The organism is Pelomonas sp. KK5 (assembly GCF_001984095.1).
Classification (GTDB): Bacteria; Pseudomonadota; Gammaproteobacteria; order Burkholderiales; family Burkholderiaceae_C; genus KK5.
Genome location: NZ_LYVQ01000039.1, coordinates 12,860 through 36,117, shown reverse-complemented (window position 1 = coordinate 36,117; position 23,258 = coordinate 12,860). Strand labels below are relative to the sequence as shown.

Annotated in this window: 29 protein-coding genes; 9 read left to right on the top strand and 20 right to left on the bottom strand. The window is 68.5% G+C overall.

Annotated elements, in window-relative coordinates:
- Positions 1-221: hypothetical protein (locus B0W88_RS34385; RefSeq protein ID WP_198937799.1), on the bottom strand; the 221-nt coding region annotated here is incomplete at its 3' end.
- Positions 222-274: 53 nt separating this feature from the next.
- Between B0W88_RS34385 and B0W88_RS32925 the strand changes: the two genes are divergently transcribed.
- On the top strand, positions 275-2,077 hold the full coding sequence (locus tag B0W88_RS32925; RefSeq protein ID WP_144006672.1) for a hypothetical protein: 1,803 nt from the start codon (positions 275-277) through the stop codon (positions 2,075-2,077).
- 214 nt (positions 2,078-2,291) lie between these two features.
- On the top strand, positions 2,292-3,209 hold the full coding sequence (gene rpoH / locus B0W88_RS08410) for an RNA polymerase sigma factor RpoH (protein WP_077034216.1): 918 nt from the start codon (positions 2,292-2,294) through the stop codon (positions 3,207-3,209).
- Positions 3,210-3,253: 44 nt separating this feature from the next.
- Here the strand turns inward: rpoH and B0W88_RS08405 are convergent, their stop codons facing one another.
- From B0W88_RS08405 to B0W88_RS08385, 5 genes are all read right to left on the bottom strand, one after another.
- Positions 3,254-3,856, bottom strand: a complete 603-nt coding sequence (locus tag B0W88_RS08405; RefSeq protein WP_077034215.1) for an SCO family protein — start codon at positions 3,854-3,856, stop codon at positions 3,254-3,256.
- Positions 3,853-4,767, bottom strand: coding sequence for a heme o synthase (gene cyoE, locus B0W88_RS08400; protein ID WP_369973857.1), 915 nt, complete (start codon positions 4,765-4,767; stop codon positions 3,853-3,855). The genes B0W88_RS08405 and cyoE overlap by 4 nt, the downstream gene beginning before the upstream one ends.
- Positions 4,768-4,779: 12 nt before the next feature.
- Positions 4,780-5,874: a heme A synthase gene (locus B0W88_RS08395; RefSeq protein WP_077034213.1), complete on the bottom strand. Its 1,095-nt coding sequence runs from the start codon at positions 5,872-5,874 to the stop codon at positions 4,780-4,782.
- A gap of 108 nt (positions 5,875-5,982) precedes the next feature.
- Entirely contained in the window at positions 5,983-6,630 is a 648-nt protein-coding gene (locus B0W88_RS08390; protein WP_233151654.1) for a hypothetical protein, read from the bottom strand.
- 16 nt (positions 6,631-6,646) lie between these two features.
- On the bottom strand, positions 6,647-7,366 hold the full coding sequence (locus B0W88_RS08385) for an SURF1 family protein (RefSeq protein ID WP_077034211.1): 720 nt from the start codon (positions 7,364-7,366) through the stop codon (positions 6,647-6,649).
- Positions 7,367-7,377: 11 nt separating this feature from the next.
- On the opposite strand from B0W88_RS08385, the gene B0W88_RS08380 reads away from it, so the two are divergent.
- Complete coding sequence (locus B0W88_RS08380) at positions 7,378-7,590, top strand: DUF2909 domain-containing protein (RefSeq protein ID WP_077034210.1); 213 nt, start codon at positions 7,378-7,380, stop codon at positions 7,588-7,590.
- A gap of 54 nt (positions 7,591-7,644) precedes the next feature.
- Here B0W88_RS08380 and B0W88_RS08375 read toward each other — a convergent pair whose 3' ends face one another.
- The 7 genes from B0W88_RS08375 to B0W88_RS08350 form a co-directional block, all read right to left on the bottom strand.
- Positions 7,645-8,529: a cytochrome c oxidase subunit 3 gene (locus B0W88_RS08375; RefSeq protein ID WP_077034209.1), complete on the bottom strand. Its 885-nt coding sequence runs from the start codon at positions 8,527-8,529 to the stop codon at positions 7,645-7,647.
- A gap of 61 nt (positions 8,530-8,590) precedes the next feature.
- Complete coding sequence (locus B0W88_RS08370; protein ID WP_077034208.1) at positions 8,591-8,845, bottom strand: DUF2970 domain-containing protein; 255 nt, start codon at positions 8,843-8,845, stop codon at positions 8,591-8,593.
- Positions 8,842-9,444: a cytochrome c oxidase assembly protein gene (locus tag B0W88_RS08365; protein ID WP_077034207.1), complete on the bottom strand. Its 603-nt coding sequence runs from the start codon at positions 9,442-9,444 to the stop codon at positions 8,842-8,844. Before B0W88_RS08365 ends, B0W88_RS08370 begins: the two co-directional genes overlap by 4 nt.
- An 8-nt stretch (positions 9,445-9,452) precedes the next feature.
- On the bottom strand, positions 9,453-9,569 hold the full coding sequence (locus tag B0W88_RS34685) for a cytochrome oxidase small assembly protein (protein WP_233151653.1): 117 nt from the start codon (positions 9,567-9,569) through the stop codon (positions 9,453-9,455).
- Between the two features lie 19 nt (positions 9,570-9,588).
- Positions 9,589-11,220, bottom strand: a complete 1,632-nt coding sequence (gene ctaD, locus B0W88_RS08360) for a cytochrome c oxidase subunit I (protein WP_077034206.1) — start codon at positions 11,218-11,220, stop codon at positions 9,589-9,591.
- Positions 11,221-11,229: 9 nt separating this feature from the next.
- Positions 11,230-12,408, bottom strand: a complete 1,179-nt coding sequence (gene coxB / locus B0W88_RS08355) for a cytochrome c oxidase subunit II (RefSeq protein WP_369973858.1) — start codon at positions 12,406-12,408, stop codon at positions 11,230-11,232.
- Between the two features lie 253 nt (positions 12,409-12,661).
- A complete protein-coding gene (locus B0W88_RS08350; RefSeq protein ID WP_077034205.1) occupies positions 12,662-13,579 on the bottom strand; it encodes a hypothetical protein in 918 nt (305 codons plus the stop codon).
- Between the two features lie 144 nt (positions 13,580-13,723).
- Here B0W88_RS08350 and B0W88_RS08345 point away from each other — a divergent pair, with 144 nt between their 5' ends.
- Positions 13,724-14,344 carry a ComF family protein gene (locus B0W88_RS08345; protein ID WP_158080825.1) on the top strand — a complete coding sequence of 207 codons (621 nt, stop codon included), beginning with the start codon at positions 13,724-13,726 and terminating at the stop codon, positions 14,342-14,344.
- A gap of 41 nt (positions 14,345-14,385) precedes the next feature.
- On the top strand, positions 14,386-14,859 hold the full coding sequence (gene trmL / locus B0W88_RS08340; RefSeq protein WP_077034203.1) for a tRNA (uridine(34)/cytosine(34)/5-carboxymethylaminomethyluridine(34)-2'-O)-methyltransferase TrmL: 474 nt from the start codon (positions 14,386-14,388) through the stop codon (positions 14,857-14,859).
- Here the strand turns inward: trmL and B0W88_RS08335 are convergent.
- The 4 genes from B0W88_RS08335 to B0W88_RS08320 form a co-directional block, all read right to left on the bottom strand.
- Positions 14,841-15,836, bottom strand: coding sequence for an NAD(P)H-dependent glycerol-3-phosphate dehydrogenase (locus B0W88_RS08335; protein ID WP_077034202.1), 996 nt, complete (start codon positions 15,834-15,836; stop codon positions 14,841-14,843). The genes trmL and B0W88_RS08335 overlap by 19 nt on opposite strands.
- A gap of 64 nt (positions 15,837-15,900) precedes the next feature.
- Positions 15,901-16,362 (bottom strand): protein-export chaperone SecB, encoded by a 462-nt coding sequence (gene secB, locus B0W88_RS08330; RefSeq protein ID WP_077034201.1) that lies wholly within the window; start codon positions 16,360-16,362, stop codon positions 15,901-15,903.
- Between the two features lie 121 nt (positions 16,363-16,483).
- Positions 16,484-16,750, bottom strand: coding sequence for a glutaredoxin 3 (gene grxC / locus B0W88_RS08325; RefSeq protein ID WP_077034200.1), 267 nt, complete (start codon positions 16,748-16,750; stop codon positions 16,484-16,486).
- Between the two features lie 18 nt (positions 16,751-16,768).
- On the bottom strand, positions 16,769-17,176 hold the full coding sequence (locus B0W88_RS08320) for a rhodanese-like domain-containing protein (RefSeq protein ID WP_077034199.1): 408 nt from the start codon (positions 17,174-17,176) through the stop codon (positions 16,769-16,771).
- An 85-nt stretch (positions 17,177-17,261) separates the two neighbouring features.
- Here B0W88_RS08320 and gpmA point away from each other — a divergent pair, with 85 nt between their 5' ends.
- The 4 genes from gpmA to B0W88_RS08300 all read left to right on the top strand — a co-directional run bounded on the left by gpmA (position 17,262) and on the right by B0W88_RS08300 (position 20,254).
- The gene (gpmA, locus tag B0W88_RS08315; protein ID WP_077034198.1) at positions 17,262-18,005 is read left to right on the top strand and encodes a 2,3-diphosphoglycerate-dependent phosphoglycerate mutase; all 744 of its coding nucleotides are present in this window, start codon (positions 17,262-17,264) and stop codon (positions 18,003-18,005) included.
- A 93-nt stretch (positions 18,006-18,098) separates the two neighbouring features.
- On the top strand, positions 18,099-18,875 hold the full coding sequence (otnI, locus tag B0W88_RS08310) for a 2-oxo-tetronate isomerase (RefSeq protein ID WP_077034197.1): 777 nt from the start codon (positions 18,099-18,101) through the stop codon (positions 18,873-18,875).
- Positions 18,876-18,953: 78 nt separating this feature from the next.
- Positions 18,954-19,994: a hypothetical protein gene (locus B0W88_RS08305; RefSeq protein WP_077034196.1), complete on the top strand. Its 1,041-nt coding sequence runs from the start codon at positions 18,954-18,956 to the stop codon at positions 19,992-19,994.
- Positions 19,991-20,254 carry a hypothetical protein gene (locus B0W88_RS08300; RefSeq protein ID WP_077034195.1) on the top strand — a complete coding sequence of 88 codons (264 nt, stop codon included), beginning with the start codon at positions 19,991-19,993 and terminating at the stop codon, positions 20,252-20,254. Before B0W88_RS08305 ends, B0W88_RS08300 begins: the two co-directional genes overlap by 4 nt.
- On the opposite strand, the gene B0W88_RS08295 is transcribed toward B0W88_RS08300, so the two are convergent.
- From B0W88_RS08295 to B0W88_RS08285, 3 genes are read right to left on the bottom strand one after another with little or no spacing between them, the layout of a single operon-like run.
- Entirely contained in the window at positions 20,239-20,982 is a 744-nt protein-coding gene (locus tag B0W88_RS08295; RefSeq protein WP_077034194.1) for a 1-acyl-sn-glycerol-3-phosphate acyltransferase, read from the bottom strand. The genes B0W88_RS08300 and B0W88_RS08295 overlap by 16 nt on opposite strands.
- Positions 20,982-22,295 (bottom strand): dihydroorotase, encoded by a 1,314-nt coding sequence (locus B0W88_RS08290; protein WP_077034193.1) that lies wholly within the window; start codon positions 22,293-22,295, stop codon positions 20,982-20,984. Before B0W88_RS08290 ends, B0W88_RS08295 begins: the two co-directional genes overlap by 1 nt.
- Complete coding sequence (locus B0W88_RS08285) at positions 22,292-23,257, bottom strand: aspartate carbamoyltransferase catalytic subunit (RefSeq protein ID WP_077034192.1); 966 nt, start codon at positions 23,255-23,257, stop codon at positions 22,292-22,294. Before B0W88_RS08285 ends, B0W88_RS08290 begins: the two co-directional genes overlap by 4 nt.
- Position 23,258 lies beyond the last annotated feature (1 nt).

Genomic DNA, 23,258 nt, shown 5'->3' with positions numbered 1-23,258 from the left:
GCCTTCTCCGTCGCCCACGCCGAGTCCTTCGCCTTCGCCTTCGCCTTCGCCTTCGCCTTCGCCGAGTCCGAGTCCGAGCCCGAGCCCGTCTCCGTCTCCATCACCCTCTCCTTCGCCGGCCCCTTCTCCCTCACCATCTCCGTCTCCCTCGCCATCGCCGAGCCCGTCTCCATCGCCGTCGCCTTCTCCCTCACCGTCACCATCCCCCTCTCCGTCGCCATCGCCGGCCCCGCCGCCCACGCCCGTCTCGGGCACGGTCTCGGCCGGCATCGCGATGAGCAATGTGACGCTGAGCATCCTCGACGCCACCGGCAAGAGCATGGCCAGCAATACCAGCGTGCCCGCCAGCGGCAGCTACGGCCCGATCGCGCTGGCCAGCGGCACCGGCCCGTTCCGGCTGGCCGCCTGCGGCTACGCGGTGGACCGTTACACCTGTCTCTACTCGGTCACGCAGAGCGGCGGCACGGCCCAGATCACGCCGCTGACCAGCGCCGTCGTGCTGCTGGCTTCGGGCGTCAACCCGAGCAGCCCGATGAGCGGGGCGGTGACCGGCCTGTCGGCCACCGCGGTGGCCGCGGCGCAGGGCCAGTTGCAGACGGCCCTGGCGCCGGCCCTGGCCGATGCCGGCCTGGCGTCCAACGCCGACCTGCTCACCACCGCGCTGACCGCCGGTTCGCGCAGCGGCTATGACCGGCTGCTGGACAGCGTGGCCGTCACCGTCGGCCAGGACGGCTCGCCCTATGTGCAGCTCGAATCGCGGATGGGCGGCGGCATCGTCACACTGACCGGCACCGGCGTGGGCGGCGAGCTCACCATCGACGCCGGCGCCGCCGGCGTGACGCTGGCCGGCATCAGCACCCTCTTCACCCAGATGACGGCCGCGATGGCCTCCGCCAGCGCCTGCAGCGCCAACATGCCGGGCCTGATGGCGCCCAACGCGCGCATGAACCTGGCCAACATCGCCTTCACCGGCGCCGACATCGGCGCCGGCCTGTGCAATGTGATCGGCACCGGCATCTTCAGCGACGGCACCTACAAGTACGGCACCAAGCTGCTGGCCCCGCAGCTGGGCCGCTGCGACTTCAGCGGCAGCACGCCCGTCTGCCGCGTCAGCATGGTGGCGCAGACGCCCGCCGGCGCGCTGCTGACCTTCGCTCAGAACCAGTCCGTGGCCTGGCAGGGCAACGGCACCTGGCTGTTCTATGGCGACGCGCAGCCCTTCCCCACCAGCGCCGAGGTGCGCGTGCAGCGCCTGCGCCGGGTCGACGGTGGCGCTCAGGTAGACAGTTACCTGCGCAGCATCGGCGTGGGCATCTCGACGCTGTCCGGCGCGCTGTGCGCCCGCGTCACGCAGGCCGATCCGAACGGCGGCGACGTGACGCTCGCCTATATGAAGCCCGGCACCGGATCGACGAACCTGTCGATCTGGACCGTGGACGCGGTGAACGGCCAGCTCAGCGGCGACCCGACGACCGGCGCCATCCGCGGCAACGACGACCGCTGGATCCCGCTGCCGGACGGCAGCGACGGCGACGCGCTCGTGCGCAACTTCGCCGTGGGCCACTCGCTGAAGGTGGCGCTGTACAGCGACGACAGCTGCAGCACGCCGGCCAGCACCTTCAGCCTGGACCTGGCGGCGGTGCCGCCGCTGTCCACCGCGCTGGCCAGCCAGCCCTGGCCTTCGCTGGCCACCGCCAGCGCCACCGCCCTGGCCGGCCTCAAGGGAGCGGCGGCGGCCAAGGTCAACCTCAGCGCCAGCTGGACGCTGCCGAGCCCACCGCCCGCGCTCTCCACCGCCCAGCTGTGCACCGACTCGCTGTGCAACACCGGCTCGATCCTGGCGACGCTGCCCGTGGCCCCGGGTGCGCTCACCGCCGCGCTGTCGGCCACCTTGGGCAGCACCGCCCTCGATGCCAGCAGCTTCAAGCAGCTGCGCCTGAACGCCCGCAACGGCGACGGGCTGCTGCTGCAGGCGGACTTCCAGAGCTGCACCACCGCCGCGCCGGGCTCGGCCTGCGCCGTCTCGCTGCCGCTGCGCCAGGGCATGCGGGTGCAGAACCGCCGGCGGGCCCGCTGACTGGCACGCGACTTGCCGTTCCGAGGCAACCGGATCGACGGCCGACAATCGCAGGCAAATCTTCGTAAGTTGGTAAACACTATCGCTGTATCTCGCTTGAAATCGTAGGCCTCGCCGGAAACCCCAGAGCCTTAGCACTCATCCTGACGGAGTGCTAATATCTGTGCCCATGGAACCCACAAGGTTCGGTTTGCCAAAGAAAGCGACGACCACGATGTCTCACCCAACTGCTGCACTGACGGTCCGGGACCCTTGGGCGCTGGTGCCCTCGCTCGGTAACCTCGATGCCTATATTTCCGCCGTCAACCGCCTGCCGCTGCTGACCGCCGAGGAAGAAGCCTCCTCCGCCCGCAAGCTGCGCGAGAGCGGCGACCTCGATGCCGCCGGCCGGCTGGTGATGTCCCACCTGCGTCTGGTGGTGTCCATCTCGCGCCAGTACCTCGGCTATGGCCTGCCCCAGGGCGACCTGATCCAGGAAGGCAACGTCGGCCTGATGAAGGCCGTCAAGCGCTTCGACCCGGACCAGGGCGTGCGCCTGGTCAGCTACGCGATGCACTGGATCAAGGCCGAGATCCACGAATACATCCTGAAGAACTGGCGCATGGTCAAGGTCGCCACGACCAAGGCCCAGCGCAAGCTGTTCTTCAACCTGCGCTCGATGAAGCACAGCATGAAGGAAGGCGTGGCCGACGACCAGACGCACCGCATGAGCCTCACCGAGGCGCAGCTGGAGCAGGTGGCGACGACGCTCAACGTGAAGCGCGAGGAAGTGCTCGAGATGGAGACGCGCCTGTCGGGCGGCGACGTGGCCCTGGAGCCGCAGACCGACGACGACGGCGAGAGCTACGCCCCGATCGCCTACCTGGCCGACGAGTCGCAGGAGCCGACCCGCGTGCTCGAATCGCAGGCCCGCGACGCGATGGCCGGCGACGGCATCGCCCGCGCGCTGGAGACGCTGGACCCGCGCAGCCGCCGCATCGTCGAGGAACGCTGGCTGAAGGTCAACGACGACTCCTCCGGCGGCATGACGCTGCATGAGCTGGCAGCCGAATACGGCGTGTCGGCCGAGCGCATCCGCCAGATCGAGGTGGCGGCGATGAAGAAGATGAAGAAGGCACTCGTCGAGGCCTGATCCATCGATCCGTCAAAGAGAAGAGGCCCCGTGGGGCCTCTTTTTCATTTCTCGGCCAGCAGCGCCTTGACGTCGTCCGCCAGCGCCTGCGCGCCGGAGCCGTAGCGGGTGAAGATCCGCACCCGCCCCTGCGGATCGAAGATGAAGCTCGCGGCCGTGTGGTCCATCGTGTAGGTGCCCTCGTCCTTGCCGGCCACCTTGGCGTAGTAGACCTTGAACTCCTTGGCCGCCGCCTTCGTCTGCTCGTCGCTGCCGCGCAGCGCGACAAAGCTCTTGTCGAAGCTGGAGACATAGGTCCTCAGCAGCTCCGGCGTGTCGCGCGCGGGGTCGATGGTGACGAAGACGCCCTGCAGCTTGTCGCCATCAGGGCCGAGCGAACGCTTGACCTCGGCCAGCTCGGCCAGCGTGGTCGGGCAGACGTCCGGGCACTGGGTGTAGCCGAAGAAGACCACGACCACCTTGCCCTTGAAGTCGGCCAGCGTGCGCATGTGGCCCTCGGCGTCGGGCAGGCTCAGCGTGCGCGCGTACTCGGCGCCGGTGAGGTCGATGCCCTTGAAGGCCGTGTTGCTGCCGCCGGGGCCGTTGAACTTGTCGCAGCCGGCCAGGGCAAGGGCGGACAGCGCGAGCAGGAAGGTGCGTTTCTTCATAGCAGGTAGTGGTCGACGAGCAGCGCGGCGAACAGCGCGGACAGGTACCAGATCGAGAACCAGAAGGTCTTGCGCGCCAGTTCATCCGAATAGTTGCGCCACAGCCGGATCGCGTAGGCGCAGAACATCAGCCCCAGCACGATGGCGCTGACCAGGTAGATCCAGCCGCTCATCTCGGTCAGGTAGGGCAGCAGCGTGGCGGCCAGCAGCACCCAGGTGTAGAGGACGATCTGCAGCTTGGTGTAGTCGGCGCCGTGGGTCACAGGCAGCATCGGCAGGCCGGACTTGCGGTAGTCCTCGGTGCGGTACAGGGCCAGGGCCCAGAAATGCGGCGGGGTCCACAGGAAGATGATCAGGCACAGCAGCATGGCCTCGTGGCCCACGTCCCCGCGCACCGCGGCCCAGCCCAGCACCGGCGGCATCGCGCCGGAGGCGCCGCCGATGACGATGTTCTGCGGCGTCATCGGCTTCAGGATCACGGTGTAGATCACCGCGTAGCCGATGAAGGTGGCGAAGGTCAGCCACATCGTCAGCGGGTTGACGAAGAACCAGAGGATGGCCGAGCCGACGGCGCACAGCAGCGCCGAGAAGCTCGCCGTCTGCGCATGGCTCAGCTCGCCGCGCGCGGTGGCGCGCCAGGCGGTGCGCTTCATCCGCGCATCGATCTTCTCCTCGACCAGGCAGTTGAAGGCGGCGGCAGCACCGGCCACCAGCCAGATGCCGACGGTGGCGGCGATGATCACGCCCCACTCGCGGCCCTGCGGCAGGCCGGGGATGGCCAGCGCCATGCCGATGACCGCGCAGAACACGATCAGCTGCACGACGCGCGGCTTGGTCAGTTGATAGAACTGCTGCCAGCGCGAGCTCAGGGGCGCATGGGTGGCGGAGGAAGTCGAGGACATAACGGGCAAGCGTAGCGGGATTCAGCGCGCCTGATGAAGGCGGGCGAGGAAAAAGCTCAGGAGGGTCAGCAGCATCGCGGCGCCGCCGGTGTGGGCCAGGGCGGCGACGATGGGCCAGTCGAGCACGACGTTGGAGATGCCGGTGGCGCCCTGCCAGGCGGCCACCAGCAGCAGGCGAACGGCCCAGGGGCGGGCCTGTTCACTCGACCACAGGCGCCAGGCGAAGGCCAGCAGCGCGATGAACACCACGGCGGCGCCGATGCGGTGAGACAGGTGGATGGCCGTCAGCGCCGCGAAGGGCAGATAGCCGCCATCGGCGCCCTGCCCCAGGTGCCGCCACAGCGTGAAGCCCTGGCCGAAATCGGTGGCCGGCCACCAGGCCCCCGCCTGGCACTGCGGGAACTCGCTGCAGGCCAGCACCGCATAGTTGGTGCTGACCCAGCCGCCCAGCGCCACCTGCAGCACGCACAGCGCGAACACCAGCCAGCCCGCGCGGCGCAAGCCAAGGGGCAGCTTCAGCGGCTTCGGCTCATAGGCCTGGGCCTGCCAGGCGAGCAGCACCAGGAGCCCCAGCGCCAGCAGCAGATGCAGCGTGACGATGGCCGGGAACAGTTTCATCGTCACCGTCCAGGCCCCGAAGGCGCCCTGCAGCATCACCCAGCCGGCCGTCAGCGTCGACCACCAGGGCGAGATCGCGCCGCGGTCCTTCAGGCGCCAGCTCATCACGCACAGCACCAGGCAGAGAAAACCCACGGCGCCGGCCAGGTAGCGGTGGATCATCTCGATCCAGGCCTTGTTGTGCGTCACCGGGCCGCTGGGCAGCGCCGTCTGCGCCGCATGGATCTCGGCATGCGCCGCCAGCGGGTTGGACTGGGCGTAGCAGCCGGGCCAGTCGGGGCAGCCGAGGCCGGAATCGGTCAGGCGCGTGAAGGCGCCGAACAGGACCAGGTCGAAGGTCAGGAACAGCGTCAGCACCGTCAGCGCACGCAGCCGGGCCGCCGGCGTGGCCGCGCGCGAGCGCTGGCGCCACCACAGCAGCGGGCCGGCGGCGATCAGCGCGCCGAAGGCCAGCAACTGGCCGGCCGGCGCAAGGTCATAGGGAGCAGTACTTACCATCGTCACGATTTCAAAGCGCCCCGTCGCGCGGCACCCGCGGAACTGGCTCCGCCAGGCCGCTGGGTGCGCCCCCTTGAGGGGGAGCGCCGCAGGCGCTTCGGGGGTGGGTCATCTTCCGGGCTGGTCCCAGCCGGCGTTGGCCTTGAGCAGCTTGTCCATGTCCTTCTTGATGTCCATCGGGTCGGGGTTGGGCTGCGAGCGCAGCATCCAGCGGCCCATCGGGTCGACGACGAAGAAATGTTCGTTCAGCTGATGCCCGGCGCCCGGCTTCAGCCAGGCCTGCAGCTCGGCGCGCGGCGCGTAGAGCACGGTCACCGGGACGCCTTCGGTGACGGCCTTGCGCAGCTCGGGGCGCAGCGCGGGAACGGCGCCGTCGTCGGTGGGGATCAGCCAGAGCTTATCCACCTTGTCGCGCTCCTTGCCGAACATCTCGCGCAGCTGGCGTTGGGCGAACAAGGCCTTCTCGCAGGCCGCGTCGCAGGCGGCCTCCTGCACCACGGTCAGCAGCCACTGGCCCTTCAGCGATTCGGCCTTGACGGGCTGGCCATCCAGGTCCGTCAGCTTCAGCGCGGGCGGCAGGTCGACCGTGGGCACGATCAGCTCGCCGATCGCGCGACCGCTGAGCTTGAGGCCGTAGAAGGCGAAGTAGGAGGCGATCACCGGCGCGGCGCAGACCAGCAGCACCATCGCCACGCCCAGCCGGCCGCGGCGGCGCTGCTGCTCGGCACTGGCGACCGGGTCGGGCAGGCTGTGCACCGTCAGCTCGAAGGGGTCAGGCCTTGTGGTGCCGGGGTTGGATGAGTTGGAACCAGACATAGAGACCCAGGAACAGTGCGCTCAGCGCAAACCATTGAAATGCGTAGCCGTAGTGCTTGGACAGGCCGAGGTCCGGCGCTGGCCAGTCGCGCGGCAGGTCGTCGCCCGCGCCTGCCGGCTGCGTCTGGAAGACGGTCAGCGGCAGGAGCTTCAACCGTGGCGCCTCCTGCGCGAAGGCGGCGGAGGCCAGATTCTGCCGGATCGGCCCGCTGGCCGCCTCGCCCAGCTCGAAGACCCGCGTCGGCGCGAGCTCGAGGCGCCCGGTCAGCTCGATCTCGCCGTTAGCGGCGGGCAGCTCGGGCAGCTTCGTGCGGTCCCGCGCGTCGCGCGGCGCCCAGCCCCGCTGCACGAGGATGGCTTCGGAGCGATCGGCCAGCTGCAGCGGCGTGACGACGTAGAAGCCGACGCGCTCGTGCATCGGGCGGTTCTCGAGGTAGACCGTGCGGTCCGCCAGCCAGTGGCCGCGCAGGCGGACGGCGCGGTGCAGCTGCGAATCGTCCGGCTGCAGGTCGGCATTGCCCAGCGGCGCGAGACGGCCACCGGCATCGATCGCCGCCTGCATCGCGCGCTTCTGCGCCGCGCGATCGAGCTGCCAGACGCCCAGCCGCGCGGTCAGCGCCACCGCCGCCAGCGCCGCCACGGTCACGATCAGGAAGCGCCGCCGTGCCTCACCCATAATGCCCGCCCATGAAACTGATCGTCGCCCTGGCCCTCGTCGGCATCCTGGCCGCCCTCGCGGCCGCCGGCTTCTTCATGCTGAAGAGCCGCCGCGGCACGCGCAACATGGCGCGTGCGCTGACGGTGCGCATCGGCGTGTCGGTGGCGCTGTTCCTGTTCATCCTGCTGAGCTGGAAGATGGGCTGGATCGAGCCGGGCGGGCTGCAACTGCAGCAGCGTTAGAAAAGACAAAGGCGCCGCGTCGCCGCGGCGCCCTCGCTGGTCAGGCGGGATGCCTTACATCCAGTAGACGACGATGTAGAGGCCCAGCCAGACGACGTCGACGAAGTGCCAGTACCAGGCCGCGCCTTCGAAGCCGAAGTGGCGCTCCGAGGTGAAGTGGCCCTTCATCAGGCGCAGCGTGATGAACAGCAGCATCATCATGCCGACGAACACGTGGAAGCCGTGGAAGCCGGTCAGCATGAAGAAGGTGGAGCCGAAGACGCCGGAGCTGAGCTTGAGATTCAGCTCGGTGTAGGCGTGGTGGTACTCGACGCCCTGGCAGATCAGGAAGGCGATGCCCAGCAGCACGGTGATCCACATGAAGGCGATCGTCTTGCCGCGCTGGTTGTCCAGCAGCGCATGGTGGGCGATCGTCAGCGTCACGCCGGAGGTCAGCAGCAGCGCCGTGTTGACGGTGGGCAGCGGCCAGGGGCCGACGGTGGTGAAGGGCTCGGTGGTGCCGGCCGGCGAAGCGGTCAGGCCTGCCGCGACGCTGGGCCACAGGCCCTTGAAGTCGGGCCACAGCAGCGAGTTCTCGAGGCTGCCGAGGTTGGGCACCGAGTGCACGCGGGCCCAGTACAGCGCACCGAAGAAGGCGCCGAAGAACATCACCTCCGAGAAGATGAACCAGCCCATGCTCCAGCGGTAGGAGAGGTCGATGCGGTCGCCGTACTGGCCGCCCTCGCTCTCGCGGATCGCGTCGCCGAACCACTGCTTGAGCACGAAGGCCCACCACAGCAGGCCGAACAGCACCGAGTAGGCGCCCCAGCCGGCTCCGTTGACCCACTGGCTGGCGCCCAGGATCACGAAGAACAGGCCGATGGCGGCCATCACCGGATGCCGCGACGGGCTCGGCACGAAGTAGTAAGGGGCGTGGCCCGGGGTGGTCGATGACGACATTTGTCTACTCCTCGATCGATCTCTAGTCTGTGATCTTGGTTAAGCGATTCTGTATTCGGATTCAGCCGCCGGCCGCGCCGCTGCCGACGACCCATTGCACCAGCAGCACCAGCACCAGCACGAACAGCGCCGCGCCGATGACGCCGGCGATGATGACGTGGACCGGGTTCAGGCCCGCCATGTCCTTCTCGTGATCCGCACCCCGGCGCACGCCGAAGAAGGACCAGGCCACCGCCCGCACCGTCTGCCAGAACGACACCGGCCGCGCCACGGCCTGCTTGAGGTCCTCGCCCGGCCTGTCGTCGCTGGCCGTCATAGCTTTTTCGGCGCCAGCACGACCGCCGCGGCCTGGCCGTTGCCGGCGCCGCCCTTGCCCGGCACCTCGAAGAAGGTGTAGGACAGCGTGATCGTCTTGACGTCCTTCGGCAGCTTCGGGTCCACGAAGAACACCACCGGCCACTGCTTGCTCTCGCCGGGCTTCAGCGTGTATTCGTTGAAGCAGAAGCACTCCACCTTGGTGAAGTGCGCCTGCGCCTGGGCCGGGGCGTAGCTCGGGATCGCCTGGGCGGACATCGTGCGCGGCTGCACGTTGCGGAACTCGTACATCACCGTGGTCAGCTCGCCCGGATGCACGCTCAGGTGGCGCACCGCCGGCTTGAACTCCCAGGGGCCGCGGGCATTGGCGTCGAACTCGACCTCGATGCTGCGGCTCTTGTCCACCTGCAGGTTCTTCGGCTCGGCGGCATTCGCGCCCTGCAGCTCGGACAGCGACAGCACGTTGATGCCCAGCGACTTGCACACCGCCTTGTACAGCGGCACCAGCGCATAGCCGAAGCCGCCCATCAGCGCGACGACGACCAGCAGCTTGCCGGTCATCACCAGGTTGTCGCGGCGCAGGGCGCGTGCCAGCTTCATGGTCTTCTTCAGAAGCCGTACAGGGCGATCTTGGCGATGAAGCCGACGAAGAAGACCACGGCGACGCTGGCCAGCGTCAGCGCCAGCGTCAGGTTCTTCTTGCGTTGCTCGGGCGTGGTGCTCATGGCGCGGTCGTCGTCAGGCTCAGCCGATGATCTTGGTCGCCGAGCGGTCCAGCTTCGGCGGGTTCTCGAAGGTGTGGAACGGGGCCGGCGACGGCACTTCCCACTCCAGGCCCTCGGCGGCTTCCCAGGGCTTCTGCGGCGCCTTCTCGCCCTGGCCGCGCATCATCGGGACGACGACGAACAGGAAGAAGTAGACCTGCATGAAGCCGAAGCCGAAGGCGCCGATCGAGGCGATCTCGTTGAAGTTGGCGAACTGCATCGGGTAGTCGGCATAGCGACGCGGCATGCCGGCCAGACCCAGGAAGTGCATCGGGAAGAAGGTGACGTTGAAGAAGATCAGCGAGCCCCAGAAGTGGATCTTGCCGCGGGTCTCCGAATACATCACGCCGGTCCACTTCGGGCCCCAGTAGTAGACGCCGGCGAACAGCGCGTACAGCGAGCCGGCCACCAGCACGTAGTGGAAGTGGGCGACGACGTAGTAGGTGTCCTGCAGCTGGATGTCCACCGGCGCCATCGCCAGGATCAGGCCGGTGAAGCCGCCCATCGTGAACACGAAGATGAAGCCGACGGCGAACAGCATCGGCGTCTCGAAGGTCATCGAGCCGCGCCACATCGTGGCCAGCCAGTTGAAGATCTTCACGCCGGTGGGCACGGCGATCAGCATCGTCGCGTACATGAAGAACAGTTGGCCCGTCACCGGCATGCCGGTGGCGAACATGTGGTGGGCCCAGACGATGAAGGACAGGATCGCGATGGACGCGGTGGCGTACACCATCGAGGCGTAGCCGAACAGGCGCTTGCGGGCGAAGGCCGGCACGATCTGGCTCACGATGCCGAAGGCCGGCAAGATCATGATGTAGACCTCGGGGTGGCCGAAGAACCAGAAGATGTGCTGGTACATCACCGGGTCGCCGCCACCGGCGGGGTTGAAGAAGCTGGTGCCGAAGTGGCGGTCGGTCAGCGTCATCGTGATCGCGCCAGCGAGCACCGGCATCACGGCGATCAGCAGGTAGGCGGTGATCAGCCAGGTCCAGGCGAACATCGGCATCTTCATCAGCGTCATGCCCGGAGCGCGCATGTTCAGGATGGTGACGATGATGTTGATCGAGCCCATGATCGACGAGGCGCCGAGGATGTGCATCGCGAAGATGCCGCCGTCCATCGACGGGCCCATCTGCAGCGTCAGCGGGGCGTAGAGCGTCCAGCCCGCGGCGGGCGCGCCGCCGGGCATGAAGAAGGACGCCACCAGCATGATGGCCGCGGGGATCATCAGCCAGAAGCTGAAGTTGTTCATCCGCGCGAAGGCCATGTCGCCGGCGCCGATCTGCAGCGGGATCATCCAGTTCGCGAAGCCGACGAAGGCCGGCATGATCGCGCCGAACACCATGATCAGCCCGTGCATCGTGGTGAACTGGTTGAACAGCTCGGGGTTGAAGAACTGCAGGCCCGGCTTGAACAGCTCGGCGCGGATGCACAGCGCCAGGATGCCGCCGATCATCAGCATCGTGAACGAGAACAGCAGGTACAGCGTCCCGATGTCCTTGTGGTTGGTGGCGAAGACCCAGCGGCGCCAGCCGGCCGGGGCATGGTGATGATCGTCGTGGTGGTCGTCGTGACCGTGGACGTCGTCGTGGCCAATCACTGCACTCATGTCGATTCCTTACTTGCTGCGATCGGCCAGCACTTCGGCGGGCTGGACGATCTGGCCCGTCTTGTTGGACCAGTTGTTCTTCGTGTAGGTGATCACCGCGGCGAGGTCGGTGTCGCTCAGCGCCTTCCACGAGGGCATCGCGCCGTTGCCGGCGCCGTGCAGCACGGTCAGGATCTGCTTGTTCTTGTCCTCGTCGTTGACGATGGGCGAGCCGTCCAGCGGCTTGATCGGGCCGGCGCCCTTGCCGTTGGGCTGGTGGCAGACGGCGCAGTTGGACGCGTAGACCTTCTCGCCGCGGGCCATCAGCGGAGCCATCTCCCAGACCTTGTTCGGATCGTCGGCCTTGGCGGCGGCTTCCTTGGCCTTGGCGGCCACCCAGGCGGTGTAGTCGGCGGCAGACAGCACCTTCACGTGGATGGGCATGTAGGCGTGCTCCTTGCCGCACAGCTCCACGCACTGGCCGTAGTAGTCACCGACCTTCTCGGCCTTGAACCAGGTGTCGCGCACGAAGCCGGGCACCGCATCCTGCTTGACGCCGAAGGCCGGCACACCCCAGGAGTGGATCACGTCGTTGGCGGTGGTGATGATGCGGATCTTCTTGTCGACCGGCACGACCAGCGGGTTGTCCACCTTCAGCAGGTAGTTGTCGACCACCTCGGGCTTGCCGGAGTCGGAGGACTCGCGCTGCGCCACGTCCAGCGTGGACAGGAAGCCGATGCCCTCGCCCTCGCCCTTGATGTAGTCGTAGCCCCACTTCCACTGGTAGCCGGTGGTCTTGATCGTGATGTCGGCGTTGGTGGTGTCCTTCATCGCGACGACCACCTTGGTGGCCGGCAGGGCCATCAGGATCACGATGATGAAGGGCACGATGGTCCAGGCGATCTCGACGGCCACGCTCTCGTGGAAGGTGGCCGAGACCGCGCCCTTGCTCTTGCGGTGCTTGAAGATGGAATAGAACATCACGCCGAACACGGCGATGAAGATCACCAGGCAGATGACGAGCATGAAGTTGTGCAGCCACATCTGGTCATGCGCGATCTGGGTGACCGGCGGCTGCAGATTGATCTGGTTGACCGCCGGGCCGCCGGGCAGGTCATTGACCGCCAGCGCCGACTGGGCGGCCAGCAGGGCAGCGGCGGCCAGGATCGCTTGTCCCCATTTGCGGCCGGCTCGATGCATGTTCGTCATCATCATGGTCGTCACTTCTGTTTCAAATTCAAGCCACGAACAATGCGGCAGGAACTGGGGTTCTCTGCCGCAACATTCTTCGAATTCCATCGACGGCGCCCGGCTCTCCGGCCTGGATCGCGACCCCTGAAGCTGACAGCTCTCCCAGGGAAACGAAAGGCCCGCGCGAGGCCATCGTCTTCAGTCGACCGCCGAGTTTAGCCCAGCACTTTGACGGTCCCGGTTCGGTGCACAGACTTTGACCCCCGGGTGTTCACTGACTTGATCGGCGGACCATTTCGCGCATCTGCTCCAGCGAGACCCGGGTCTCGGCGTCGACACGCAGTTTCGGCGCCGCCTTGAAGGCATGGCCGTAGACGATTTCCAGGGTCAGGCGCAGGCGGCCGTCGGGTCCGCGCAGCTCGCGGTCCAGCGCCTGCAGCAGGGCTTTCTTCCAGCGCGGCGTGCGCAGGCCGGTGAAGCGGTCGGGCGCCACGTTGCCGCCCAGTTCGCGCAGGTCGTCGAGCAGCTTCTGCGGCTCGGTCCAGGTCAGCTCGATGCGCTCCTGGTCCATCACCGGATCCGCAAAACCCGCCCCCACCACCAGGTCGCCGATGTCGTGCATATCCCACCACTCGGGCGCAGTGCGCCCCCAGCCGTGGCGTGCGAACAGCGGCCGCAGCTCGACGAAGCTGTCCGGGCCGAGGCAGGAGAACATCACGAAGCCGTCCACCGCCAACGCCTGCTGCCACTGCGCCAGCAGCGCCGGCAGGTCGACATGGGCATGCAGCGCCATATTGGCCCAGAGCAGCTCGAACTGGCCTGGCGCCACGTCGGCCGGTGCGGCGGCCGCGATCTTCGAGCCGCCGGTCAGCCGCTGCAGCCAGCCGCCGCGCGCCGCTGCGGCGCTGCGCGCCAGCAGTTCGGCCGTGGGCTCCACCCACAGCTGGCTTGAGCCTTTGTAGGCTTCGGCCAGCGCGGCCCCGCTGTTGCCGATGAAGGCCGACCACTGCAGCCAGCGCGCGGGCTGGCGCTTGACGATGGCCAGGCGCTCGGCCATGCGCTGCGCCACCTCGGCGTGCAGCCAGGGGCCCGAGGGCGCGGCTGCCAGCCGCCGCGCGTGGCGCAGGACCGCAGGGGTATCCAGGTGCTGCGGGCGGGATTCCTCCCGACCAATGATGCTTTCCGACATGGGGCGGCAGTATATTGACGCATGTCGGTAAGAACCCTGAGTTCCGCCAAACCCGGTCTCGTCGAACGGGTGTTGCTCCGCTGTCCGGGCCAGTGCTCGGTCTGCCGCAACTGGTCTGACCAGCGCGTCTGCACCGACTGCCTGATGCGCTATGCCCGCCCCGCCCCGCGCTGCTGGACCTGCGCCGCGCGGCTGCCGCTGGAGCGCATCGGCCACCGCGAGCCCAAGTGCGGCGCCTGCCTGCGCAACCCGCCGCCGCTGTCTCGCACGATCGCGGCGCTGGACTACGCCTTCCCCTGGGACGGCCTGCTGCAGCACTACAAGTTCCACCAGGCGATCGACCTGCGCGAGACGCTGCTGGAGCGGCTGAACCAGGCGCTGTCGATCGCCGAGGCCGAGGCGCCGGACTGGCTGCTGCCGGTGCCGCTGACCGTGCAGCGCCAGCGCGAGCGCGGCTACAACCAGAGCTGGGAACTGGCCCGCGCACTGGCCCGCCGGCGCAAGCTGCGCTGCGACGGCGAACTGCTGCTGCGCGTGCGCGATACTTCGCAGCAGGCCCAGCTGCCGCTGAAGGAGCGGGCCGCCAACGTCAAGGGCGCCTTCGCCATCGAGCCGCGCAAGCTGCGCGACCTGCGCGGCTGCCACGTCGCCCTGCTGGACGACGTGATGACCAGCGGCGCCACGCTGTTCGAATGCGCCCGCGTGCTGCGCCAGGCCGGCGCGGTGGACGTGCAGGCCTGGGTGGTCGCCCGAACGCCCGATTGAGCAGTCCGCTCGAATAACCCGCTATCTGCACTGACCGCTGCATGTTCCACATCGTCCTGGTCCAGCCGGAGATCCCGCCGAACACCGGCAACGTGATCCGCCTGGCCGCCAACACCGGCTGCACCCTGCACCTGATCGAACCGCTGGGCTTCTCGATGGAAGACAAGCTGCTGCAGCGCGCCGGGCTCGACTATCACGAGTACGCCGCCGTCAAGCGCCATGCCGACTGGGCCGCCTTCATGGCCGAGGCAAGGCCCGACCCCGCGCGCATGTTCGCCTTCACCACCAAGGGCAGCCAGCCCTTCGGCGCCACGCGCTACCAGGCCGGCGACTTCTTCGTCTTCGGCTCGGAGACCGCGGGCCTGCCGCCGGACCTGCGCGACGGCTTCTTCCCGCCGGCGCAGCGCGTGCGCCTGCCGATGCGGCCCGGGCAGCGCAGCCTCAACCTGAGCAACAGCGTGGCCGTCGCCGTCTTCGAGGCCTGGCGCCAGAACGATTACGCCGGCGGCAGCTGAGCTTCCGGCCTGGCCTGGCGACCCATCAGCAGGTCGACCGCGTCGGCCGCGCCAAGCCGGCCTTCCAGCACCGCCACCACGGCTTCAGTGATCGGCATCTCGACGCCGCGCTCCCGCGCCCGCGCCAGCACCGTCGGTGCGCTGTAGACGCCTTCCGCCACATGGCCGAGTTCCGCAAGGATCTGCGGCAGCGCCTTGCCGTCGGCCAGCAGCATGCCGACGCGTCGGTTGCGCGAGAGGTCGCCGGTGGCGGTCAGCACCAGGTCGCCCATGCCGGACAGGCCCATGAAGGTCTCCGCCCGCGCGCCCAGCGCCAGGCCCAGCCTCAGCATCTCGGCCAGGCCGCGGGTGATCAGCGCGGCGCGGGCGTTGAGGCCGGCCTTCAGGCCGTCCGACGCGCCGACGGCGATCGCCATCACGTTCTTCACCGCACCGCCCACCTCGACGCCGACCGGGTCGGCCGAGGTGTAGACGCGCAGCCTGTCGCCGTGGAAGGCCGCGACGGCCGCCTGCGTCAGCGCCTCGTCCTCGCTGGCCGCGACCAGCGCGGTCGGCAGGCCCGCGGCGACTTCCTGCGCGAAGCTCGGGCCGGACAGGATGCCCGCCCGCAGCCGCGGCTGCACCTCGCGGGCGATCTCGTGGCCCAGCAACCCTGTGCCGGCCTCGAAGCCCTTGCACAGCCACAGCACGGAGGCGCCGTCCGGCAGCAGCGCCAGCATCGAGCGCAGCGCCGCCATCGGCGTGGCGACGACGATCAGGCCCTCGCGCCCGTGTTCGATCGCCGCCTGGAGGTCGGCGCTGACGGCCAGGTTCGACGGCAGCTCCGCGTCAGGCAGATAGCGCGCATTGCGCCGCGTGGCGGCCATCTCCGCGACGGCCGCCGCATCGCGCGCCCACAGCAGCGCCTCGTGCCGCGCCGCGGCCTGCACCGCCAGCGCGGTTCCCCAGGCGCCGGCGCCCAATATGCTGATCTTCATGGCTCGAAAAGTGAAACGCCTCGCTGCATCATCGCAGCGAGGCGCGTTCAGAGGAAAGCAACGATCAGTTGACCGCGGCGCTGCCGCCCTGCTGCTCGATCTGCGCCTGGCGCGCCTCGAACATGGCCTGGAAGTTCACTTCGGTCAGGATCACCGGCGGGAAGCCGGCGCGGGTGCAGACGTCGGAGACGATGGCACGCAGGTAGGGGTAGATCATCTGCGGGCAGACGATGGACAGGATGCCCTCGGTCTGTTCCTGCGGCACGTTGCGGATCTCGAAGATGCCGGCCTGCTTGGCCTCGATCAGGAACAGCGTCTTGTCGCCGACCGTGGTGGCGACGGTGGCGGTGACGGTCACCTCGTACATGCCGTCTGCGATCGACTCGGCGCCCAGCGACAGGTTGATGTCCACCTTCGGCTGGGTCTGTTCCAGCAGGATGCCCGGGGCATTGGGCTGCTCCAGCGACAGGTCCTTCAGGTACATGCGCTGGATCTGGAACACGGGGGCGTTGGTTTCGTCGGCCATGGCAATGAGAAAAGCGGAATATTCGAAAGAAACGCCCGTCAGCGGTGCTCGCTGCGGGCGGCTTGGGGCGATTATGGCGCAGCGTCTGTGACGGCTGCGTGGGGACTTGCCCGGCCTTGTTTCAGGCGGAAGCGCCCTCAAGCAGGGGCTTCAGCCCGCCGCGCTGGTCCAGCGCGATCAGTTCGTCGCAGCCGCCCACGTGGGTCTCGCCGATGAAGATCTGCGGCACCGTGCGACGCCCCGTCTGCGCGATCATCGCGTCGCGCTCGGTCGGGTTCAGGTCCACGCGGACCTCGTCGATCGCCTGCACGCCACGCTGCTTCAGCAGGCTCTTGGCCCGGATGCAGTAGGGGCAGACCAGGGTGGTGTACATCTTCACGGCTTGCATAGATCAGGCTCAATCCATTCAGTTCTTCTGGACAGGCAAATTTGCCTCCCGCCAGGCATTGAACCCGCCGGCCAGGGACTGGACGCTCTCGTAGCCCAGCTTGCGCAGGATGCCAGCGGCGCGGCCGGCGCGTGCGCCGGTCTGGCACACCAGCACGATGGGCAGGGTCTTGTTGCTGGGCAGCGACTTCGAGCCTTCCAAAGCTGCTAAGGGAATGTTGCGCGAGCCGGCGACATGGCCGCCTGCGTATTCCTCGGCCTCGCGCACGTCGATCAGCACGGCCTTCTCGCGGTTCATCAGGCGCACGGCCTCGGCCGTGTCCACGCCCGGGCCGGCCGTACCGCGAGACACCACGGGCCACAGCAGCAAGCCACCGGAAACGAGGGCGGCGACCAGCGGAATCCAGTTTTCGATCAGGAAATTCAAGAGCTGCGTCCGATAGGTGAAAGGGGCGGATTATAGAAAGGGCGTCGATAGAATCGCCGCAACCCCATCCTGAGACCCGCCCTCCATGTACAAACTCGTGCTCATTCGCCATGGCGAATCGACCTGGAACCTCGAGAACCGCTTCACCGGCTGGACCGACGTCGAGCTCACGCCCACCGGCGTCGAGCAGGCGAAGCAGGCCGGCCGGCTGCTGAAGGAGAGCGGCCTGGACTTCGACCTGGCCTACACCTCGGTGCTCAAGCGCGCGGTCTGGACCCTGTGGCATGCGCTGGACCAGATGGACCGCACCTGGCTGCCGGTGATCCACAGCTGGCGCCTCAACGAGCGCCACTACGGCGCGCTGCAGGGCCTCAACAAGGCCGACATGGCCAAGCAGTACGGCGACGAGCAGGTGCTGGTCTGGCGCCGCAGCTACGACACGCCGCCGCCCTCGCTGGAAGCCAGCGATCCGCGCAGCGAGCGCGCCGACGTGCGCTACGCCAAGCTCAAGCCGGAAGACGTGCCGCTGACCGAATGCCTGAAGGACACGGTCGAACGCGTGCTGCCCTTCTGGAACGAGATCGTTGCCCCGGCGATCAAGCACGGCAAGCGCATCGTCATCGCCGCCCACGGCAACAGCATCCGCGCACTGGTCAAGTACCTGGACGACATCGCCGACGACGCGATCGTGGGCGTCAACATCCCGAACGGCATCCCGCTGGTCTACGAGCTGGACGCCAACCTGAAGCCGATCAAGAGCTACTACCTCGGCGACGCCGAGGCCGCTGCGAAGGCAGCCGCCGCGGTGGCCAACCAGGGCAAGGCCTGACCCTCCCATGCGGGCCGAGCGCCGGGCCGCTCCCAAGCAGGCCCGCATCCCCCCGGGGGATCGGGCAAGGTACTCCTTGACCGAGGGGCAGACATGATCCGCTTCGCCGCGAACCTGACTCTGCTCTACAACGAGCATGCCTTTCTGGACAGGTTTGCGGCAGCGGCGGCCGACGGTTTCACGGCCGTCGAGTTTCTCTTCCCCTACGAGCATCCGCCCGAGGCGATCGCAGCGAAGCTTCGCGAGCATGCGCTGCAGCTGGTACTGCTGAACGCGCCACCGGGCAACTGGGACGCCGCCGAACGCGGCCTGGCCTGCCTGCCCGGCCGCGAGGCCGAGTTCCGCGCCAGCGTGGATGAGGCGATCCGCTATGCGAGGGCGTTAGGCTCTCCGCGAATCCACGTGATGTCCGGCGTGCTGCCGCCCGGCACCGAGCGCGAGGACGTGACGCCGCTGTGGCTGGACAACCTGCGCTGGGCCTGCGAGCGAGCGGCTGATCTGCGCATCTGCATCGAACCGCTCAACGGCCGCGACATGCCCGGCTACTTCCTGCACCGCCACCAGCAGGCGCTGGCGTTGATTCATGCAGTCGGCGCTGCGAATCTCGGCCTGCAGATGGACTGGTACCACTACCAGATCAGCGAAGGCGACCTCAGCGCCAAGCTGCGCCGCGCTTTTGCCGACGGCGTGCTGGAGCACATCCAGCTCGCCGGCGTGCCGGACCGGCACGAGCCCGACGAGGGTGAACTGCGGGTGGAGCACCTGCTCGCCCTGCTCGACGAGCTGGGCTACGCGGGCCACGTCGGCTGCGAGTACCGGCCGCGGGCCGGCACGTCCGAGGGCCTGAGCTGGCTAAGCCGCTGGCGCTGAACGTCCGTCCGGCACTGGCTCGCGCCATGAGCCATCCGACACATAACGTCGAAGTTCATCGCCAACAAGGAGATGCGGATGATCGGAGCAGACACGATCTCATGGACCCTGGAGCTGGACCTCGGTCGGCTCCGCCCAGGCCGGATCGGGCAGACTTTTGCCGTGCTGCTGGATGGCGAACCGGTGCGCGCGCTGGTCGATGCAGCGCGGCGGGGCAGCCGTGTGTTCGAGCTGATGAGCCTCCAGCGCCCCGGCGATCTGCTGGAGCACATCGACGTGCGGATGACCGCCCTGCCGATCCGCCTCGCCCCGTGGTGGCACGAAGCCTCCCGGCCAAGGGCCGGCGAGGAAGCTCACCTGTCTTTCGATGAGTTCGATCGCCACTTCCAATGGCTCGGCGACGACACGCCGGCCGAGCATGAGGCCTGGCGCGACCGCTGGGAGGGCCCCGACACACGAGCCTTCCTCGCCCGACTGATGCAGGCTGTGGATGAGGCCAAGGCCGGCCTGCCGGGATCGGACGAACTGATGGATCATGAACTGCGCCGTATCCAGGCCGGGCAACACGCCCATCAGTACCGGCCGCTCGCGACGATCCGCCGGCAAACGGACTTCCTGCGCGCCGGCCCGGGTCCCGAACTGCACGCCGCCGGCTTCTACGGCGTACTCGCATCGCTGCTCCTCCAACCCGCGGTCGAGTCGGTCAGCTACCGCCCCGGCGACGACTACCGCGTGCTGCGAATGATGTGCAACGAACAGCGGCGGCGTGCTGACGAACAGGGCTGCTCGCCGGGCGCGGCGCTGGCCCTGTGCAACTTGGCCAACCGGCGTGTCGACAATGACGCCTGGGGCAGCGAACTGCTCATGTACGAAGAAGGCATGGGCTGGGGCGACCTCTGGATCGAAGGGCACGGCGATCCGTGCGGGGCACCCCTGCGGGAATTGTTGGGCAACCCGTGGCAGAAGTTCGGGCGCTGGGTGCTCGCCGCCTCAGATCTCGGCGAACTGCCGGGCTACGCCCAGGAGTCCGGCCCAGGCTGGAACTTGTACGAAGCACTGTCCGGCACGGCCCTGCCGCGCCCACCGAAAGAACAGGAGAAGCAGGAGAAGCGCGCATGACGCCAGCCATCCGCAACTGCCGGTTCGCCTTCCGCTGCAAGCTCAACTGGCAGCATCTGACGAGCACGACCGACAGGAACATCCGCTTCTGCGCCGACTGCCAGCAGGAGGTGCACTTCTGCGCGACGAACGAGGAACTGGCCGAGGCCGTGGCCCTGAACCGTTGCGTGGCGATCGAGCTGGAGAACCATCTGGTGCCGATCACCGTCGTGATGGGCCTGCCTGCGCCGCCCAGCGAGGCCGATCAGGACTGCGGCTGAAGGACCGCACCGATCTGCTCGCGCAGCGCCTCGGCCATCGCACGACGATCGGCCTCGGCGGCCTGCATCACCGGCAGCACGGTCAGCTCGATCGCCAGCCCGCGCGCACAGAGGATGCGCCCGAGGCTCTGCAGCAGCGTCGTCTCGCCGACGAACTCGGTCGAGGCGCTGAACCACTGCCCCGGCTCATGCCAGCGCAGCACCAGCGGCTGCACCGGTGCCGCGGCACTGATTGCCGCCTGCAGCAGATTGCCGTGGAAGGGCAGCAGTTCCTGTCCCGGCCCCACCGTGCCCTCCGGGAAGAAGGCTACCGTATCGCCGGCCTTCAGCGCATCGGCCGCCTGGTGGACGACGCGCAGCGCATCGCGCTTGCTGCTGCGTTCCAGGTAGATGGTGCCGGCGCCGTCCACCAGCTTGCCCAGCACCGGCCAGTCGCGGATCGCGGCCTTGGAGACGAAGCGAGCCTCGGGCAGCAGCGCATGGACGGCCGGGATGTCCAGCCAGGACGCGTGGTTGGCCACCAGTAGCCGCGGCCCGGGCTGGGGCGCGTCGCCTCGCACGCTGAAGCCGATGCCCAGCACGCGCAGCAGCCCTTGCGACCAGGCCTGGATGTGCCGCTGCCGACCGGCCGCATCGAGCCCGCCGAAGCGCAGGTGCACGATGGCCAGGCCGCGCAGCACATGCAGCAGCAGGCGGCACAGCCGCCAGATCGCGATGGGCAGGCGCATCAGGCCTCGGCGCGCGTGTAGGCCAGCGTGCCCGCCACCAGCGTGTAGCGCACGCGAGCGGGCAGCTCGAAGCCGGTGATGTCGAAGGCAAAGGGCGTGTGCTTGCCCTGGCTCTTCAGCTGGTCCGGCGTGACGGCCCAGCCGGCCTCCGCGTCGAACACGCAGATGTCGGCCACACCGCCGGCCACCAGCCGGCCCGCGCTGTTGCCCAGCGATCCCAGCGCCGCGCCCAGCACGCGCACCGGCTCGGCAGTGATCACCGCCAGCGCGCGAGCCAGCGGCAGTTGCTCGTCGCGCGCCCAGCGCAGCGCCAGCGAGAGCAGCAGCTCCAGCCCCGTCGCACCCGGCGTGGCCTCGGCGAAGGGCACGTTCTTCTCGTCGGCACCGACCGGCATGTGGTCGCTGACCAGCGCGTCGATCGTGCCGTCGGCCAGGCCGGCGCGCAGCGCGTCGCGGTCACGGCCCTGGCGCAGCGGCGGGGTCACGCGCATGGCCGGGTTGAAGTAGCCGATGTCCACGTCGGTCAGGTGCAAGGAGTTGATGGACACGTCGGCCGTGACCTTCAGCCCTTCCTTCTTGGCCGCACGGATCAGCTCGACACCGGCGGCGCTGCTGATGCGGCACAGGTGGGCGCGGGCGCCGGTGGCGCGCAGCAGCTCGAAGATCGTGTGCAGGGCCACCGTCTCGGCCATCACCGGCACGCCGCCGAGGCCCAGGCGGGTCGCGACGGCCCCACTGGCCGCCACGCCCTTGCCCAGCCAGGCGTCCTGCGGGCGCAGCCAGACGGTGTAGTCGTAGGTGGCGGCGTACTGCAGCGCGCGCATCAGCACCAGCGTGTCCTTCACCGGCGCCTCGGCCTGCGAGAAGCCGACGCAGCCGGACTCGGTCAGCTCGGCCATCTCGGTCAGCGCTTCGCCGTCGAGGTTCTTGGTCAGCGCGCCGAGCGGGAACAGCCGGCACAGGCTCAGCTTGCGGGCGCGGAACTTCAGCATCTCGACCAGGCCGGGCTCGTCCAGCGCGGGGTCGGTGTCAGGCGGGCAGACCAGGCTGGTAATGCCACCGGCCGCCGCGGCCTCCAGTTCGCTCTCCAGCATGCCCTCGTGCTCGTGGCCGGGCTCGCGCAGCCGCGCGGCCAGGTCGACCAGGCCGGGGGCGACGATCAGGCCGGTCGCATCGATGGTGCGCTCGGGCTCGAAGTTAGGTACGGCTTCGCCCAGCGCGACGATGCGGCCGCCGGCGATGGCGAGGTCGCCGAGCTGGTCCAGGCCGGATGCCGGGTCGATCAGCCGGCCGTTCTTGATCAGGATTTTCATGACGCTTCGTTGCCTGCGAGGATGCTCATGACGGCCATGCGGACCGCGATGCCGAAGGTGACCTGCGGCAGGATCACGCTCTGCTTGCCGTCGGCCACGTCGGAGGCGATCTCCACGCCGCGGTTGATCGGGCCCGGGTGCATCACGATCGCATCGGGCTTGGCCAGCGCCAGCTTCTCCGGCGTCAGGCCGAAGTGCTTGAAGAACTCGCCGGCGCTGGGCAGCATCGCGCCGCTCATGCGCTCGTTCTGCAGGCGCAGCATGATGATCACGTCGGCGTCGCGGATGCCCTCGGCCATGTCGTGGCAGACCTTGACGCCCATCTCGCGCAGGTCGCCCGGCACCAGCGTCTTGGGGCCGACGGCGCGGATCTCGGGCACGCCGAGGATGCTCAGCGCGTGGATGTCCGAGCGGGCGACACGGCTGTGCACGATGTCGCCGACGATGGCCACCGTCAGCTGGGTGAAGTCCTTCTTGAAGTGCCGGATCGTGTACATGTCCAGCAGCCCCTGGGTCGGGTGCGCGTGGCGGCCGTCACCGGCGTTGACCACGTGCACATGCGGCGCGCAGTGCTGGGCGATCAGGTGCGGGGCGCCACTCTCGCTGTGGCGCACGACGAACATGTCGGCATGCATCGCGCTGAGGTTGGCCACCGTGTCCAGCAGGGTCTCGCCCTTGGCGGTGGAACTGCGCGCGATGTCCAGGTTGATCACGTCGGCCGACAGGCGCTTGGCGGCGATCTCGAAGGTGGTGCGGGTGCGCGTGCTGTTCTCGAAGAACAGGTTGAACACCGACTTGCCGCGCAGCAGCGGCACCTTCTTGACCTCGCGGTCGTTGACGGAGAGGAAGGTGCCCGCGGTGTCCAGGATCTGGTGGATCACGGGCCGCGGCAGGCCTTCGATGGAGAGCAGGTGGACCAGCTCGCCATGCTTGTTCAGTTGGGGGTTTCGTTTGCTGAGCATG